This window comes from Burkholderia cepacia, from assembly GCF_001039005.1.
GTDB lineage: Bacteria > Pseudomonadota > Gammaproteobacteria > Burkholderiales > Burkholderiaceae > Burkholderia > Burkholderia theae.
Genome location: NZ_LDWR01000017.1, coordinates 144,675 through 161,422 on the forward strand (window position 1 = coordinate 144,675; position 16,748 = coordinate 161,422).

Consider the following 16,748-nt stretch of genomic DNA (forward strand, 5'->3'; position numbering starts at 1 on the left):
CGGCTCAGGCCGGCACGCCGAACAGGCGCTGGCGGATCCGGTACAGCGGCTCGAACAGCCATTCGAGCAGGCTGCGCCGTTCGAGCACGATGTCGGCCTTCAGCATCATCCCGGCCCGCAGCGACAGCGGCCGCCCGTCGAACGACGGCGTGCGGTCGGCCAGTTCGACCCAGGTCTTGAAGTAGGTCTGCGGCGCAGCCGCATCGCCCGGCAGGTTCAGTTCCTTCGCCGAGAACGCGACGGGCGAGATCGACAGCACCTTGCCGCGATACGTGCCGAACTTCTCGACCGGATAGCTTGCGTACGCAACCTTCACTTCCTGCCCCTTCTTCACGAAGCCGGCCTTCGACGACGGAATGTAGACCTCGGCGATCAGCCCGTCGGCTTTCGCGGGCAGGATCTCGACGACGCGCGTGCCCGGCGGGTCGATCACGCCGCCCTGCACGACGTCGAGCCGCACGATCTGCCCGTCGGCCGGTGCGTACAGCACCTGGTTCACGTTCTCGTCGATGTTGTATTCCTTCGCGTTCAGCTCCTCCTGCTTGATCTTCAGTTCCGCGTTCGCGCCGTCGTACTTGCTCTGCATCGTGTCGAGATCGCCGCGCAGCTTCATCGCGTTCTTCGCGAGCTCGGCGCGGCGCAGCAGCAGGTCCTGGTACGCCTGGCCGGCTTGCAGGTACTGCGTGTTGACCTGGTTGTACTGTTCGAGCGTCACGACCTGTTCGTCGAGCAGCTGCTTCACGCGCGCACGCCGTTCCCCGTACTCGTCGACGATGCGCTTCTGGTCCTGGATCTGCCGGTCGATCAGCCCGCGGCTCTCGCCCTGCGCGGCGATCTGCTGGTTGGTCTGCTGCACCGACGACCGGTATTCGAGGCGCGCCGCGTCGATCTGCTGCGTCACCTCGACGCGCTGCCGGTCGAGTGCCGCGCGCATCCCCTGCACGTTGTTCCCCTGGCTGACGAAGCTCGTGTCGCGCGTCACCGCCAGCAGCCGCTGGCCGGCCTTCACCTGCTGGTCCTTGCCGACGTAGATGTCGCGCACGGCCCAGCCCGGCGGCGCACTGACGCCGATCAGCCCCGAGCGCGGCGTCAGCATCCCCGACACGCTCTCGGTATTCGCGTAGCTCAGTTCGACGAGCGCGGTCACGAACATCGCGAACATCGTCAGCGACAGGTAGCAGAAGAACCGCATCGATACCGGCACGTCGACGACGCCGTGGATCACGGTGCCGAAGGTCGTGCCGCGCGCGAGCTTGCGCGACGGCTTCTGTTCTCGGAGAGCGGAGTTCCAGGTCGGCATGGGGCGGGCTCGTCAGGAGCGACGCCGCGCGGCCGCATCGAGCAGCGGCTGCCGGCATCAGGTAAGGCGTGAAGTGTTCCCAGAAATGCCACTGCTCGGGCTGACGCACGAGCGCCTGCTCGAGCCGGTCGACGATGCGCTGATGCGTCGCGCGCACGGGCGACGCATCGTCGTCCGCGCCGAGCATCGGCGCGAGCGGGCTGGCCGCGAGTTCGGTGAAATGCACCGCGCAGCGATCGCGAAACGGCACGCCCGTCGCATAAGCGACGAGCAGCGGAATCCCCTGCTCGACCGCGAGCTTCACGCCGCCGCCGGCCATCCGCACCCAGCGCCCGCCGAGCCGGCAGCGGTTGGTCTTGCCGAACTTGCCGTGCAGGTCGGAAAACAGCAGGAACACGGGCGCTTCGCGCCGCAAGCTCGTGATCAGCCGCCGCAGGTGCACGCGCTCCTCGATGTCGATGAACTCGACTTCGCCGGCGCCGTATTCGGCGACGAGCCGCAGCGCGTCGTCAAAGAACGCGCCGGGCGCATCCCGGTGCAGGATCACCATCAGCTTGCGGTCGTCGGGGATCATGAAACGCAGCTTGGTGACGAACAGCATCAGGTTGCCGAAGTGCAGCCCCGCGAGCATCAGCGGGCCGCCGCGCGCGAGCGCCGTCCGCAGTTGCGCGTCGCCTTCGCATGCCATCCCGTCGATCATCGCCTTCATCGATTCGAGGCTGTGCGTGCGCAGCTTGAGCCCAGCGAACTCGGCCTCGAACAGCTCGCGCACGATCGCCGCCGACACGTCCCGCACACGCTGCGGATCGTCGTTCAGGTGCCCGCTCAGCATGTAGGCGACCGCGCGTTCGATCGACTCGCGAATGCACGGAAAGCAGCGCAGGCACGCGCCCGAACACCAGCGCATCAGCCGCAGCCCGCGCGCGGGCGACGTGCGCAGCGCGACGGCGCGCACCGCGCGTCGCACCAGGAATGCGTACGAGAACGGATTGAGCAGAAAGAGTCGCCCGAGCATCACCGCGTCTCCTCGATCGTGCGCCACTCGTCGGTCGCGTCGGTCAATACGCCGTCGTGCATCCGGTAGATCCGGTCGACCATCGACAGGATCGACGCATCGTGCGTGACGAGCACGATCGTGCACGGCAGCGTCAGCACGTTGCGGCAGATTTCGTGCGTCGTCGCCTGGTCGAGGTTCGACGAAAATTCGTCGAGGATCAGCAGGCGCGGCTCGCAATACAGCGCCCGCGCGATCAGCAGCCGCTGCATCTGGCCGGCCGACAGGAATTTCTGCGTATCGCCGAGCGGCGTGTCGTAGCGATGATCGAGCCGCTCGATCTCGTCGTGGATGCACGCGAGCTTCGCCGCGTCGAACATCGCGCCGATCCGCGGCGCGGGCGCGAAGTTCGTGATGTTGTCGCGGATCGTGCCGCGAAACAGCTGATCGGACTGCGTGACGGCCGCGAGATGCTTGCGGTACTGCCGCAGGTTCACGTCCGCGAGATCGACGTCGCCGACGAACAGCGTGCCGCGCTCGGGCCGCACGAGCCCGCAGATCAGGTTCAGCAGCGTCGTCTTGCCGCTGCCGGTGCGGCCGACGATCGCGATCTTGCCGCCGGCCGGCACGTCGAGCGTGACGTCGCGCAGGATCGGGCGATTGCCACCCCTCGGCGTATACGACAGCGCGCGGATCGACAGCGCGCCGTCGAATCCGTCGACCGGCCGCACGACCGCGTCCGGCGCCGGCTCCTCGGTCTCGGTCTGCAACACATCCGCGACGCGATCCATATGCACCTGCAGCACCTTGCGGCGCACATAGAGCTGGATCGAATCGATGAACTTGTCCGCGAACAGGTTCTTGTACTGGATGAACGCGTAGATCACGCCGATCGTGCTCTGGCCGTGCATCACGAGCCACGCGCCATACGTGACGATCACGAGCTGCTCGACGTGCACGATCCCCTTCGAGACCGCGTCGAACAACAGTTGCAGCCGCTCCTGCTGGCGCATCGCCTGCAGCTTCTGCGTGAAGGCGTTGATCCACAGGCTGCTGCGGGCGGTCTCGGCCGACAGCAGCTTGATCGAATGCGCGGAGCGGATATTCTCGATCAGCAGCGCATCGGCTTCGGCGCCGCGCGTAAGGATCTGCGACATCGCATCCTGAAGCTGCGGCTGGATCGCGAGCCGGCTGAGCGCGAACAACACCATCCCGGCGAGGCTGATGCCGGCCAGCACGGGGCTGTAGTACAGCATCAGCACGAGCGTCAGCGTGCAGGTGACGATATTGAGCAGCCCGCCGACCAGGCCGTCGACGAGAAACCGCCCGACCTCCGACACCGACGACACGCGCGAGATCGAATCGCCGGTGTTGTGGAACAGGAAATAGCCGATCGGCAGCCGCGCGAGATGCCCGACCATGTTCGCCGACAACTGCTGCGACACGATGTTGCGCAGGTAGCTCTTGATGTTGCCGACGATGTTCGCGTAAAGCGTGTCGAACAGGAACACGATCGCGAACAGGATCGTCAGCAGGTACAGGATGTCGACGTCGGTCTTCTTCAGCGCCTCGTCGATCGTCAGTTGCACATACGACGGGCCGAGCAGCAGCAGGAGCTGCGCGGCGACGCCGCCCGCGATGCCGATCGCGAGGCTATTGCGGATGCCCGTCAGCCCTTCGAGGTAATCGCGCAGCCGGATCCGGTCGGCCGGCCCCGCATGCGCGAAGCCGATGTCCGGATTCAGTTCGAGCGCATAACCGGTGATGTGCGTGAGCGCCTGCGCGAGCGGCAGCTTCGTCTCGCCGAGCGCGGGGTCGACGATGTGCACGCTGCCGTAGCCGACCTTCGTCAGCACGACATAGTGGTTCATCCCCCAGTGCAGGATGCACGGCGTCTTGAGCGCGTCGAGCTCGCCCGCGTCGAACTGCAGCCCGCGCGCGCGCAGGCCGAGATCGTTCGAGATCTCCATCAGGTCGAAGAACGACAGCCCGGAATCGATCCGCACCGGATAGCGGTTGCGCAGCGTGCGCAACGTCGTTTCGCGCCCGTGCCACGACGCGATCATCGCGAGGCAGGCCAGGCCGCACTCCGTCACCTCGTCCTGCAGGACCGGACGGACTTTACGCGTATTGAAGAGCATGGTCGGGCACCCGGGGCGCGACAACGCGCCGCCCGGGCCTGCCGGTGCGGGCCCGTGGCGGGTCGTGCGCGATACGCATGGGCGCAGCCGGCACGCTGCCGGCTGCGACGGAAGATCGGTGTTGCCGGCCGCTCAGCGCGACGAGCCGAGCGACATCCGGAACTGCTCGACGGCGCGGGTCTGATACTGGGTCATCAGGCCCTGCAGCGTGGATCCGATCGACTGATTGACGAGATCGACCGTATAGGCGGCCGAATTGGAGTAAAGCGACGCGCCGCCGCGAATCTGGCGGGCCTGGTCTTCCGTGATGTCTCGCATTTTTGTGGCCTTTATATTGTCGGAATGCCCGCAGCCGTCAGCGAATTGAAAATCAATAGCCGTTGACTTTATTACGGGGATAATCCGGCATTCCCGCCTCCTGATAATCGCCCGAACCGAAATAATGCATTTCGGATTCGATTTACTGCGATTGCGGCGATCGATTCTTTTCCTTCTGTTTCGCAGCATTTCACGCGGGGGGCGCCTCCCCGCGCACGGCGGTTACTTGCCGGTGTTATTGAACGTCTTCGGGTTCTGCAGGTAATTGCCGAGGCTCGGCAGGAACTGGCCGAGCGCGGTCACCACCGGCGCGGCGTCAACGGCGAGGCTACCCAGCGAGCTGATCGCACCGCCGCCATGCACATTCCTGACCTGTTCCGTCGTCATGACCTTCATCATTCTCTCCTCGTAAAAAATAAAGATGATGCAAAGAACCTTCATTGAAAGACCAACGGCTTTTAATCCCTAGCGACTTGTTAATCTAATAATCACTGCGATTACGAGCCGAAATCAGGCTATCATGCGAGCGCATCGGAATTCAATGGAGGACACACTCTTACATGCGCGTTTTCCGGTGCGCGGTGGATAGCAGTCATTCACGCTGTTTGAATTTCAATTTCAAAACGTTTAAATCCCGCCGCAATGCGTTGCGGCACGGGCAGGAGACGGAGACGGCCATGTTTGAAACGAGGCGCGCGAATCGCGGATCGGCGATGCGGGATACGGGTAATTCCCTATCAAGATTTTCGACTAGGTGGAATCCCCTACTTGCAACCATAACACTGTTCACTGTAACGATAGTCGGCATGCCTGCGCACGCGCACGCGTTTTGCCTCGACTCCGCTTACCAGTACCCGGCCGTGCACGATCCGCGCTACCTGCAGGCGCGCAGCGAATATGATGCGGCCCGGCAGAAATTTCCCGAGGCGCGCGCGCAGATGCTGCCGCAGGCCACCGCGCAGCTCGAATGGGGGCGCTACGGCACGCATGCGAACCTGTTCGGCATCGACGTCAGCGGCTCGAACAACGCCGCCTACGGTGCCGCGCAGGTCACGCAGGCGCTGTTCAACGTGCCCTACCTGTACGACATGCGGCGCGCGACCGAGTACGAGGAATCGTCGAAGCAGAAGCTCGAGGTCGCGAAGCAGGACCTGATCCTGCGTGTCGCGAACGCATGCTTCGACCTGCTGAGCGCGCGCGAGAAGCTGCAGTCGGCCGACGACGAAGTGAACGCGCTCACGCGGCTCGAAAGCGATACGCGACGCATGGCCCAGCTCGGGATGAAGACGATCGGCGACACGGCCGAGATCGAGGCGCGCCGCAGCCTCGCGCAATCCGACGAGGCGCTCGCGCAGACCGACGTCGATGCGCGCCGCGCGCGCTACGAGACGCTGCTCGGTTCGACGATCGATTTTTCGCGCTGGCCGCGGCTCGCGATGCGCGGGACGTCGCCGCGCATCCCGTCCGGCGACTACGCGCCGCAGGACAACCCCGCGTACCAGCAGGCGTACCGCGACGTCCAGGTCGCGCGGCTCGCCGCGAAGCGTGTCGGCGCGGAGCACCTGCCGACCGTCGACCTGTTCGCGTCGTATTCGCGCGGGCTCAATCCGAACCTGCGCGGGCTCACCGATCGTTCGGACTTCCATCAAAGTGCGTTCGGCGTGCAGGTGACGATCCCGATTTTTTCCGGCGGCAGCGTGTACTACCGGCAGGTGGAAGCCGAGCACGTGACCGAGCAATACCGCAACCGGCTGCGCGAGGTCGAGGAGCAACTGGGCACCGATCATCGCGAGGCGCTGTCCGCGCTCGAATCGGTCGGCACGCGCATCCGCGCGCTGCAGCAGTCGCTGCAGGCCGCACGGCTCGCGTACGACTCGTCGATGAAGGCGCATCAGGTCGGCTACAGCACGACGTACGAAACACTGAACCTGCGGCGCGACATCTCGGGCATCCGGCAGAAGCTGTTCGACAGCTATCTCGATGCACTGAAGCTGCAACTGAAACTGAAAAGCGTGCTCGGCACGCTCGACGAGCAATCGCTGATCGCGGTGGACAGCTTCCTCGAAAGCAACGCGGCGAACGACCGGAGCTGAGTGCGATGCAACGCGCAACATGTGTACCCGCACGTGCACCACCGGCTCGCGCAGCGGTCACGGCGTGCAGGGGTATACGCGATGTTGCGTCCGAAAAAAACTTTGCATAGAGTGCATCCCATCGATCCGGCGGACAAAGACGTCCCACGATCGTGCGCAGCGCGAGCCCGATAGCCCGCGCTTCGCCGGCCGCACATCCGGCCACCTATCCGCATTCCCGTTATCCGACAGCGTTGTCGGATGAACGGACCGGCAAAGAAGCCCTTGCCTCGCTCGTCGAGGCAAGGGCTTTTTTTTGCGCTTCGAAAACGCACGTCTTCACCCGAACCAGGAGCACACCATGCGTCATGGCGATATTTCCAGCAGCAACGACGCCGTCGGCGTCGCCGTCGTCCAGTACAAGATGCCGCGCCTGCACACGCGCGCCGATGTCATCGCGAACGCACGCGAAATCGCGGAACGCGTGGTCGGCATCAAGCGCGGCCTGCCCGGCATGGACCTCATCGTGTTTCCCGAATATTCGACGCACGGGATCATGTACGACGCGAAGGAGATGGTCGACACGGCATCGACGATTCCCGGCGAGGAAACCGACATCTTCGCGGCCGCGTGCCGCAAGGCGAACGTGTGGGGCGTGTTCTCGCTGACCGGCGAGCGCCACGAGGAGCACCCGAACAAGGCGCCGTACAACACGCTCGTGCTGATCAACAACCAGGGCGAAATCGTGCAGAAGTACCGCAAGATCATGCCGTGGGTGCCGGTCGAAGGCTGGTATCCGGGCGATTGCACGTATGTCGCCGACGGGCCGAAGGGGCTCAAGATCAGCCTGATCATCTGCGACGACGGCAACTACCCGGAGATCTGGCGCGACTGCGCGATGCGCGGCGCCGAGCTCGTCGTGCGCTGCCAGGGCTACATGTACCCGGCGAAGGACCAGCAGGTGCTCGTGTCGAAGGCGATGGCGTTCATGAACAACTGCTACGTCGCGGTCGCGAACGCATCCGGGTTCGACGGCGTGTACTCGTATTTCGGCCACTCGGCGATCGTCGGCTTCGACGGCCGCACGCTCGGCGAATGCGGCGAAGAGGAGAACGGCGTGCAGTATGCGGAGCTGTCGGTGAGCCTGATCCGCGACGCGCGCCGCAACATGCAGTCGCAGAACCACCTGTACAAGCTGCTGCATCGCGGCTACACCGGCAAGATCGGTTCCGGCGAATCGCCGAACGGCGTCGCACAATGCCCGTTCGAGTTCTACGCGAACTGGGTAAACGACCCGGACGGCACGCGCCAGGCCGTCGAACGCCTCACCCGCGCGACGCCCGGCACGCCCGAATGCCCGATCGAGGGCATTCCGTCCGAAGCGCCCGCGCACCGCTGAGCACGCGCCCCACCCGGCCGTTCGCGCCGCGTGCGCGAACGGCTCCGTCTCACTCTGGAGCCCTCATCATGCTCGGTGTCGCTCTCTTCTTCATCGGCGCGGTGCTGGTCGTCAACGGCGTCGCGCTCACCGGCCGCATCGAACCGCGCGACGCGGCCGGCCTGAACCTGCTCGTCGGGCTGCTCGCACTGCTGATCAATCTCGCCGGCCTCGTGCAGGCATCGGCGCCGCCGCAGTATTTCTCGAGCGCGGGCGGCCTGCTGTTCGCGTTCACCTACCTGTATCTCGCCGCCGTCCAGTGGCGCGGCCTGCAAGGCGCGGGCCTCGGCTGGTACTGCCTGTTCGTCGCGATCAGCGCGCTCGTCTATGCGGGCACGTCGCACGACGTGCGCTTCGGTGCGATGTGGCTGCTGTGGTCGAGCCTGTGGTTCCTGTTCTTCGTCGCGCTCGGGCTGAAGCGGACCGTGCGCTTCCTGCCCGGCTACACGATCGCGATCGGCGTCGGCACCTGCTGGCTGCCCGGCATGCTGATGATGACGGGGAGGTGGTAATGAGCGCACGCGATACGCCGCTTGCCGCCGATCCGCTCGCCGGACACCGCATCGCCGACGCGCCGTTCTACCAGCCGGCCGGCGCCGAGGCCGACTGGTTCGAGACGGCCTGCCGCCATCACCTGCCGGTCCTGCTGAAAGGGCCGACCGGCTGCGGCAAGACGCGTTTCGTCGAGTACATGGCGTGGCGCATGGGTCTGCCGCTGATCCAGGTCGCGTGCAACGACGACACGTCGGCGGCCGACCTGACGGGCCGGCACCTGCTCGATGCCGACGGCAGCTACTGGGCCGACGGGCCGCTCACGCTCGCGGCGCGGCATGGCGCAATCTGCTATCTCGACGAGATCGTCGAGGCGCGCCCCGACGCGACGGTCGTGATCCACCCGCTGACCGACTCGCGGCGCGTGCTGCCGCTCGACCGGCTCGGCGAAGTCGTGCATGCGCATCCGGATTTCCATCTGGTGATCTCGTACAACCCCGGTTATCACGGCGAGCACCGGCGGCTGAAGCCGTCGACGCGGCAACGCTTCGTCGCGATCGACTTCGGTTATCCGGATGCCGCGCACGAGGCCGACGTCGTCGTGCGCGAAAGCGGCGCCGACCGGGAAACCGCGCGCCGCCTCGTCGATCTCGCCCACCGCACGCGCGCGCTGGCCGGTAACGGACTCGACGAAGGCGCATCGACGCGCCTGCTCGTGCACGCGGCCCGGCTGATCGTCGCGGGCCTCGCGCCGCTCGATGCATGCCGGATCGCGATCAGCGACGCGGCAACCGACGACGCCGACACGCGTGCCGCGTTGCAGACGATGGCCGCCGCGCACTTCGCGACATGAGCGCGCTGCAGCTTTCCCGCTTCCTGCACGGGATGACCGCGCATGAAACCGACGTGCGGCTCGACGATGCGGCGCTGCGCGCGACGCTCGGCCACGCCGCGTTGCGGGTGCCGCGTGCGTTGCCGCCCGATGCACGCATCGCGGCGGCCGCGCATGCGCTCGCGCACTGGCTGCATTCGCCGTCCGGCGAGCCGGTCGACACGCTGACGCCGCTCGGCATCGCCGTCGCCGGGTTGATCGAGGATGCGCGCGTCGAAACGCTGCTCGCACGCACATGGCCGGGGTTCGCGACGTTCTGGGCCCCCGCGTTCGCGCCGATCGACCGTGAAGGCCTAACGTTCGGCCGCCTGTGCGCGCGGCTCGCGAAGGCGCTGTTCGATCCGTCGTATCGCGACGGCAACCCGTGGGTCGACAAGGGCGCGCAACTGTTCGCCGCGCAGCGCGACAGACTCGGCGACTATCGCGCGTTGCGCACGATCGCATCGCGGCTCGCGAACGATCTCGGGCAGATGCGCGTGCGTTTCGAACCCGACGACGGCGCATGGCTGCGCTATCGCGACGACAACGCATGGTTGTGGGCACAACCGGCCGACGCGGCCGAGCGCGCGGGCAATGCAGGTGTCGAGATGTCGGCCGCGACCGGTGGCAGCAGCGACGAACCCGACGACCAACCGCCACCGGCGCCGGATGCGCCGCGCTATCCCGAATGGAATTGCCACACGCAGTGCGAGCGCCGCGACTGGACCACGGTCGTCGAACGCGCGCCTGCCACGTCGGCACCACCACGTTCGCTTGCCGCGCTGATCGAAGCCGACCGCCGCGCGGCAAAGCGGATGCCGTCCACGCGCGCGGCGGAACCGATGCGGCGCGTCGGCCGCCAGCTCGACGGCGATGCGCTCGATGTCGATGCGGCGATCGCCGCACGCATCGCGCGCCGCGCCGGGCATGCGCCCGATCCGCGCGTGTTCCGGCACCGCGTGCCGCACGATGCGCGCGGGCCCGTGCTGATCCTGCTCGATTTGTCCGCGTCGACGGCCGCGCACGTCGCCGCGCTCGAGAAGCGCGCCGCCTTCGTGCTCGGCGACCTGTTCGACCGGCAACGGCGGCGCTGGGCCGTGCACGGCTACACGTCGGATGGCCGGCACCGCGTGTACTACGCGCGCTTCAAGGATTTCGGCGACGCATTCGACGCCGGCCGCCGCGCGGCGCTGCTCGCGGCCGACGCCGGGATGAGCACGCGCACGGGCGCGGCATTGCGCCATGCGCTGGCGTTGCTGCGCCGCGAAGCCGCAAACGCGCGGCCCGCCGTGCTGATGATCGGCGACGGCGAAGCCGCCGACATCGACGTGTTCGACCCGCGCTACCTCGCCGAGGATGCGCGCCATGCCGCGCGCCAGGGCCGGCAGCGCGGCGTCGCGATCGCCGGCCTGTCGTTCGGCGCGCCGCCCGGGTTGTCTACAATACTTGGCGTCGGCCCAGGCTGCGTTCACGCGGCGAACGGCGACGCGTTGCCCGCCGTCGTCGCGCACGCGGCCGGGCGGCTGACCGCGTAACGCCCTTACCCGGAACGAACAGGGCAGACTCAGGACAGACACGAATGAACAGTGTGAAGGTTGGCGTATTGTTCTCGCAGAGCGGATGCACGTCGCACCTTGGCCAGAGCCAGTTGCGCGGCACGCTGCAGGCGATTGCCGAGATCAACGAAGCGGGAGGCGCGAACGGCTGCGAGATCGTGCCGGTCGTGCGCGACGCGCGTTCGGACCCGGCCGTTTACGCGCGGCTCGCCGAAGAGCTGATCGCCACCGAACGCGTGAACGTGCTGTTCGGCGCGTATATGTCGAGCAGCCGCAAGGCGCTGATTCCGATCGTCGAGAAGTGGGACAAGCTGCTGTTCTACCCGACCCTCTATGAGGGCTTCGAGTTCTCGCCGAACGTGATCTACACCGGCGCGGCGCCGAACCAGAACAGCGTGCAGCTCGCCGCGTTCATGACCGCTCAGTTCGGCGCGCGCGTGTATCTGGTCGGGTCCGACTACATCTACCCGTACGAGTCGAACCGCATCATGATCGACCTCGTCACGCAGCATCCGGAAGGCCAGATCCTCGGCGAGGTGTACATGCCGCTCGTCGCGTCCGAGCAGGATTTCGCGGCGGTCGTCGCGGACATCCGCGCAAAGGCGCCCGACTTCGTGTTCAGCACGCTCGTCGGCGACAGCACGGCCGCGTTCTACCGCGCCTATGCGCAAGCCGGCCTCGATGCGCGCAAGATGCCGATCGCGAGCCTGACGACGTCCGAGATCGAGCTCGGCCAGATGGGCGCGGCCGCGGCCGGCCACTACACGTCGTCGCCCTATTTCCAGACCATCGATTCTGACGTGAACCGTCGCTGCATCGCGCAGCTCAAGGCGCGCTTCGGCGACGATGCGAGCGCGTCCGCGCCGTGGGAGGCCGCGTATTTCCAGGTCCACCTGTTCGCCAATGCGCTCGCGCGGGCCGGCACCGACCAGCGCGACCGGCTCGTCGAACATCTCGCGGATGCGGAATTCGACGCGCCGCAGGGGCGCGTGAAGATCGACCGGCTCACGCAGCACACCTGCCTCTATCCGCGCATCGGCTGCGCGACGGCCGACGGCAATTTCACGATCGTGCGCGAAGCGACGCGGCGCGTGCATCCCGATCCGTACCTCATCACGCACTCACTCGGCGATCGCGTGCACACGCCCGACGAACAGAAGGCGTAACCGACGATGCGCGCCCGCACCCCGATCCGCTCGACGCCTCGCCTGCTCGCCGAACTGCGTTCGCTCCGCGTGATGGTCTACTACCCGGAAGACGACAACGGCCTGCTGATCGTCGAGCAGCTGTCGCGTATCGGCTGCCCGAGCGAGCAGCGCTGGCCGCCGCCCGCCACGCTGCCGGAAAGCGTCGATCTCGTGATTCTCGCGGTGCGGCCCGACCTGCTGCACCTGTCGATCCCGTGGCTGGAAGACGACGCACGGCCGCCAGTCATCGCCGTCACGACCTACGAAAGCCCGACCATTCTCGAACTGATGCTGCGCATCGACGCACAGAGCGCGGTCACGACGCCCGTGCGCTCGTTCGGCCTGTTGAGCGCGATGGCGCTCGCGTGCCACCAGAGCCGCCGGCACGAAGAATATCGGCGGCGCATCGCGCAGCTCGAACAGCGCGTGATGTCCGCACGCACGCTGCAAGAAGCGAAATCGCTATTGATGCAGCACAACGCGATCAGCGAGGAAGAGGCGTACCAGCAGATCCGCTCGCAGGCGATGGAGCGGCGCATTTCGATCAACCAGCTCGCCGAGCAGATCGTGCACGCGCATGGGCTGCTGAAGCGGTGACACACACCCGTTGTTCGCCGCGTGTCAGTCCGGCGGCGGCAGCACGACCGTATCTTCCGGCCCGAGCACGCGCCCGTCCTGCGAGCGCAGCTCCAGTTTCCTGACGGGTAACCCGCTCTTCCGGTCGACGAGCAGCACGTGCGCCTCGTCCGGCTCGAAGAAGAAATCCTCACCCCACTGCCGCAGCGCGACGAGCAGCGGAAACAGGCCGCGCCCCTTCTCGGTCAGCTCGTATTCGTGATGCGCGCCGCCGTCCGCGGCCGGCACGATGTCCATGATCCCGTGCGCGACCAGGTTGCGCAAACGCGCCGCCAGGATGTTCTTCGCGAGGCCGAGGTTCTTCTGGAATTCACCGAACCGGCGCAACCCGTCGAATGCGTCGCGGACGATCAGCAGCGACCACCAATCGCCGATCGCGTCCAGCGGGCGGGCAACGCCGCATGGGGAATCCTCGTGCGTGGTTCGTCTGTTCATCGATGCGTGTCGCGATGCCGGGCCCGGGATGCAGGCTGAACGGCGTTCGTTTCCGTTGATAAAGATGGTTTCAATATAAAACTCATTTGATAAAAGATCAATCGCGTGAATCGGACTGTTCGCGATCGACGAACGGAGCGGACGTATCGGCCCGGATTGGTCCATTCATTCATACCGCATAGACCCTAAAACCTGACATTGCCCCCACCCATCGCCTCATGGCGCATCAACGACTCCGCCATCCAGCAGTTGGCCGGATCATCCTTCTGGTTGCAACTTGAAACTTCATATTCTACGCTTCCATTCGGTTTCAACTTGAAACCAACTGATCCGACTACCCGAAGGAGCGCACGATGATCCGGTCCGATGCCACATTCGACGGCACCTTTCCATTCGCCCCGCATTTCGACGACGCATCCGGTTTCCGGATGCATTACGTGGATGAAGGCCCGCGTGACGGCGAAACCGTCCTGTGCCTGCATGGCGAACCTACATGGGGTTACTTGTTCCGCCACCTGGTTGCGGTGCTGAGTCCGTCGCACCGCGTCGTCGTCCCCGATCACATGGGATTCGGAAAAAGCGCCACGCCGCAAGGCCGCAGCTACTGGCTGCAGGACCACATCGACAACCTGGAGCGGTTCGTTCTCGCGCTCGACCTCGATCGCGTGACGCTCGTGATGCACGACTTCGGCGGCCCGGTCGGCATGGGGCTTGCCGCGCGTCACCCGGACCGGATCCGGCGCATCGTGTCGGCGAACGGACCGACGGCGTTCGGGCAGCCCGACCTTGCCGAACGTCTGGCCGCGAACGGACGCGATGCGCCGTGGTTCCAGTGGATCATGCGCGCGGCGGCGGACGACACGCTCGAAACGGTGCTCGGGCAACTCGGCTTCAACATCCTGAGCACGCTGAAGCTGAACGGCTTCGAGAATCACGCGATCATCAGCGATACGTGGATCGACGCGTACAGTGCGCCGTTCGCGCAACCGGCCGACTGTCTCGGCGCGATCGGATGGGCACGGGGGTTTGCCGACGGCGCGCACCGGTTCGAGGAACCCGATGCGGCGGCGCTGCGCGCGATACGCGCCAAACCTGCGCTCACGCTCTGGGGAGACGCCGATCGAACGCTCGGCGCCGAACACTTCCTGCCGCTCTTCACCGCGCTGTTTCCGTCCGCACCGGTCGAGCAGCTGGCGGGCGTCGGACACTACTGCTTCGAGGATGCGCCCGAAGCCATTGCGGCGCGGATCGCCGGATTCATCCGGACGACCGGCTGAGCGCGTTCCGCAGCCGGGTCAGTCCACCCGGCTGCGGAACGGCGTGCGCGGCCGCTGTCGCGAACGCGCACACGGCACTTCACGTCAGTGGATGATCCGCGTCACGCCACGCCCGCGCGGATCGGCCATTGCTTCCGGCGTCTTGCCGTCGATCTTGATGACCTGGATGTCGCCGCTGAAATCCTGCCCCTTCAGCGTATAACCGCGCGCCTCGATCTGCTTCGCGAGTTCGCCTTCGATCGGGTGGTACGGCTCCCAGAAGATCGTGTTCGGCGGCAGCAGCTGGTGATGGAAGCGCATCGCACCGACCGCGTCCTTCAACGGCATCTTGAAATCGTAGATGTTGTTGATCACCTGGAAGATCGACGTGAAGATGCGCGAGCCGCCCGGCGTGCCGATCACGAGAGACACCTTGCCGTCCTTCGTCATGATCGTCGGCGACATCGACGACAGCGGCCGCTTCTTCGGCTCGATCGCGTTCGCGTCGCTGCCGACCACGCCGAACATGTTCGCGACGCCCGGCTTCGCGGAGAAGTCGTCCATCTCGTCGTTCAGCACGATGCCCGTGCCGTCGGCGATCACGCCCGAACCGAAATAGCCGTTGATCGTGTACGTGTTCGACACCGCGTTGCCCCACTTGTCGACGACCGAGAAGTGCGTCGTTTCGGCCTTCTCCGGCATCGTCGTGCCGAGGCCCGGCTGCACGCTCTTCGTGTCCGACGGCTCCTTCGGGTTGACCTCGCCCGCGCGCTTCGCGATATACGCGTCGTCGGTCAGCTGCGCGATCGGCACCTTGTAAAAGTCGGGATCGCCGAGATACTGCGCACGATCGGCGAACACGCGTTTCTCGATTTCAGCGACGAGGTGGATGTATTGCGGCGAGTTGAGCTTCACGCCCTCGAAGTCCTGCTTGAGGTCGGCCTTCATCTTCAGCAATTGCACGAGGCCGATGCCGCCCGAGCTCGGGGGCGGCGCGGTGATCACGTCATAACCGTTCCACTTCGCCTGCACCGGCTGGCGCCACACCGCGCGGTATTGCGCGAGATCCTCGGTGGTGATCAGCCCGTTGCCGTCGCCGGTCTTCATCGAAGCCGCGATCAGCTCGGCCGTCTTGCCCTTATAGAAACCTTCCGCGCCGTCGTTCGAAATCCGCGTCAGCACGTCGGCGAGATCGGGCTGCTTGAAGTTCACGCCGGCCTTCAGCCCGGAGAAATGCTTGTCGAAGTTGGTCTTGCCGCCGAACTCCTTCGACGCGTCGACACCGCGCTGCGCCAGTTGTTCGTCGACGACGAAGCCGTCACGCGCATAGTGGATCGCCGGCGCGAGCACCTGCTTCCACTTCAGCTTGCCGAAGCGCTTCTGCGCTTCCCACATACCCGCGACCGTGCCCGGCACGCCGACCGCGCGCGGGCCGTACAGGCTCATGCCCTTGACGACGTTGCCGTCCTTGTCGAGGTACATGTCCTTGGTCGCGGCGAGCGGCGCGCGCTCGCGGTAGTCGATGAAGTACGGCTTGCCGTCCTTGTAGATCGTCATGAAGCCGCCGCCGCCGATGTTGCCGGCTTCGGGGTACGTGACCGCAAGCGTGAATGCGATGGCGACGGCCGCGTCGATCGCGTTGCCGCCTTCCTTGAAGATCCGCTCCGCGGCATCCGCGCTGTACTTGTCGGCCACCGCGACCGCGGAGCTCGTCAGGACCGCCGGTTGCGGCCCTTTCGCATAGACGGGCGCGTTCGGCAGGAACCCGATGCCGGCCACCGTCGCAAGCACGACAGCGGATGATTTGAAGCGATTCAGCGTAGTCATTGCATGTCCCCCATGTGGATCTCGTTCAGGCAGGAAAGGCGCCTGATCCGCTTATAGCCGCTGGCGCGCCGACGGCCATATACCGGTTTCGTAGTATAGGGGGACAAAAAGGGTCGAACACGCGGCGCGCCGCGAAAGCACATCGATTGTGTGCGCACGATCACACTGCAGTGCCGACGCAGGCATGCGGATCGGTCGAAATTGCACGCGATGCGCGTCATCGCG

Annotated in this window: 14 protein-coding genes and 1 pseudogene; 8 read left to right on the top strand and 7 right to left on the bottom strand. The window is 65.9% G+C overall.

Features of this window, described 5'->3' with window-relative positions:
* Nucleotides 1–4: 4 nt before the first annotated feature.
* The 5 genes and pseudogenes from VL15_RS10695 to VL15_RS42655 all read right to left on the bottom strand — a co-directional run bounded on the left by VL15_RS10695 (nt 5) and on the right by VL15_RS42655 (nt 5,149).
* Nucleotides 5–1,300 (bottom strand): HlyD family efflux transporter periplasmic adaptor subunit, encoded by a 1,296-nt coding sequence (locus VL15_RS10695; protein WP_048245451.1) that lies wholly within the window; start codon nt 1,298–1,300, stop codon nt 5–7.
* A gap of 12 nt (nt 1,301–1,312) precedes the next feature.
* Nucleotides 1,313–2,315 (bottom strand): annotated as a pseudogene (locus VL15_RS39880) (hypothetical protein).
* Nucleotides 2,315–4,435 carry a peptidase domain-containing ABC transporter gene (locus VL15_RS10705; protein ID WP_048245453.1) on the bottom strand — a complete coding sequence of 707 codons (2,121 nt, stop codon included), beginning with the start codon at nt 4,433–4,435 and terminating at the stop codon, nt 2,315–2,317. Before VL15_RS10705 ends, VL15_RS39880 begins: the two are co-directional and overlap by 1 nt.
* Before the next feature lie 132 nt (nt 4,436–4,567).
* Nucleotides 4,568–4,753, bottom strand: a complete 186-nt coding sequence (locus VL15_RS10710; RefSeq protein WP_048245454.1) for a hypothetical protein — start codon at nt 4,751–4,753, stop codon at nt 4,568–4,570.
* A gap of 222 nt (nt 4,754–4,975) precedes the next feature.
* Nucleotides 4,976–5,149 (bottom strand): hypothetical protein, encoded by a 174-nt coding sequence (locus VL15_RS42655; RefSeq protein ID WP_006495012.1) that lies wholly within the window; start codon nt 5,147–5,149, stop codon nt 4,976–4,978.
* A gap of 410 nt (nt 5,150–5,559) precedes the next feature.
* On the opposite strand from VL15_RS42655, the gene VL15_RS10715 reads away from it, so the two are divergent.
* From VL15_RS10715 to VL15_RS10745, 7 genes are all read left to right on the top strand, one after another.
* Complete coding sequence (locus VL15_RS10715) at nt 5,560–6,846, top strand: TolC family protein (RefSeq protein WP_419188658.1); 1,287 nt, start codon at nt 5,560–5,562, stop codon at nt 6,844–6,846.
* Between the two features lie 340 nt (nt 6,847–7,186).
* Nucleotides 7,187–8,224, top strand: a complete 1,038-nt coding sequence (locus VL15_RS10720) for an aliphatic amidase (RefSeq protein WP_048245456.1) — start codon at nt 7,187–7,189, stop codon at nt 8,222–8,224.
* Nucleotides 8,225–8,292: 68 nt separating this feature from the next.
* Nucleotides 8,293–8,775: an AmiS/UreI family transporter gene (locus VL15_RS10725; protein ID WP_048245457.1), complete on the top strand. Its 483-nt coding sequence runs from the start codon at nt 8,293–8,295 to the stop codon at nt 8,773–8,775.
* On the top strand, nt 8,775–9,608 hold the full coding sequence (locus VL15_RS10730) for a CbbQ/NirQ/NorQ/GpvN family protein (RefSeq protein WP_048245458.1): 834 nt from the start codon (nt 8,775–8,777) through the stop codon (nt 9,606–9,608). The genes VL15_RS10725 and VL15_RS10730 overlap by 1 nt, the downstream gene beginning before the upstream one ends.
* Nucleotides 9,605–11,161 carry a nitric oxide reductase activation protein gene (locus VL15_RS10735; RefSeq protein ID WP_048245459.1) on the top strand — a complete coding sequence of 519 codons (1,557 nt, stop codon included), beginning with the start codon at nt 9,605–9,607 and terminating at the stop codon, nt 11,159–11,161. The genes VL15_RS10730 and VL15_RS10735 overlap by 4 nt, the downstream gene beginning before the upstream one ends.
* A 44-nt stretch (nt 11,162–11,205) precedes the next feature.
* Nucleotides 11,206–12,348, top strand: a complete 1,143-nt coding sequence (locus VL15_RS10740) for a transporter substrate-binding domain-containing protein (RefSeq protein WP_048245460.1) — start codon at nt 11,206–11,208, stop codon at nt 12,346–12,348.
* A 6-nt stretch (nt 12,349–12,354) separates the two neighbouring features.
* Nucleotides 12,355–12,966 (top strand): ANTAR domain-containing response regulator, encoded by a 612-nt coding sequence (locus tag VL15_RS10745; RefSeq protein WP_048245461.1) that lies wholly within the window; start codon nt 12,355–12,357, stop codon nt 12,964–12,966.
* Nucleotides 12,967–12,990: 24 nt separating this feature from the next.
* On the opposite strand, the gene VL15_RS10750 is transcribed toward VL15_RS10745, so the two are convergent.
* On the bottom strand, nt 12,991–13,440 hold the full coding sequence (locus tag VL15_RS10750; protein ID WP_048245462.1) for a winged helix-turn-helix transcriptional regulator: 450 nt from the start codon (nt 13,438–13,440) through the stop codon (nt 12,991–12,993).
* A gap of 353 nt (nt 13,441–13,793) precedes the next feature.
* Between VL15_RS10750 and VL15_RS10755 the strand changes: the two genes are divergently transcribed.
* Nucleotides 13,794–14,717, top strand: a complete 924-nt coding sequence (locus VL15_RS10755; RefSeq protein WP_048245463.1) for an alpha/beta fold hydrolase — start codon at nt 13,794–13,796, stop codon at nt 14,715–14,717.
* Between the two features lie 84 nt (nt 14,718–14,801).
* Here VL15_RS10755 and ggt read toward each other — a convergent pair whose 3' ends face one another.
* Nucleotides 14,802–16,523, bottom strand: coding sequence for a gamma-glutamyltransferase (ggt, locus tag VL15_RS10760; protein ID WP_048245464.1), 1,722 nt, complete (start codon nt 16,521–16,523; stop codon nt 14,802–14,804).
* Nucleotides 16,524–16,748 lie beyond the last annotated feature (225 nt).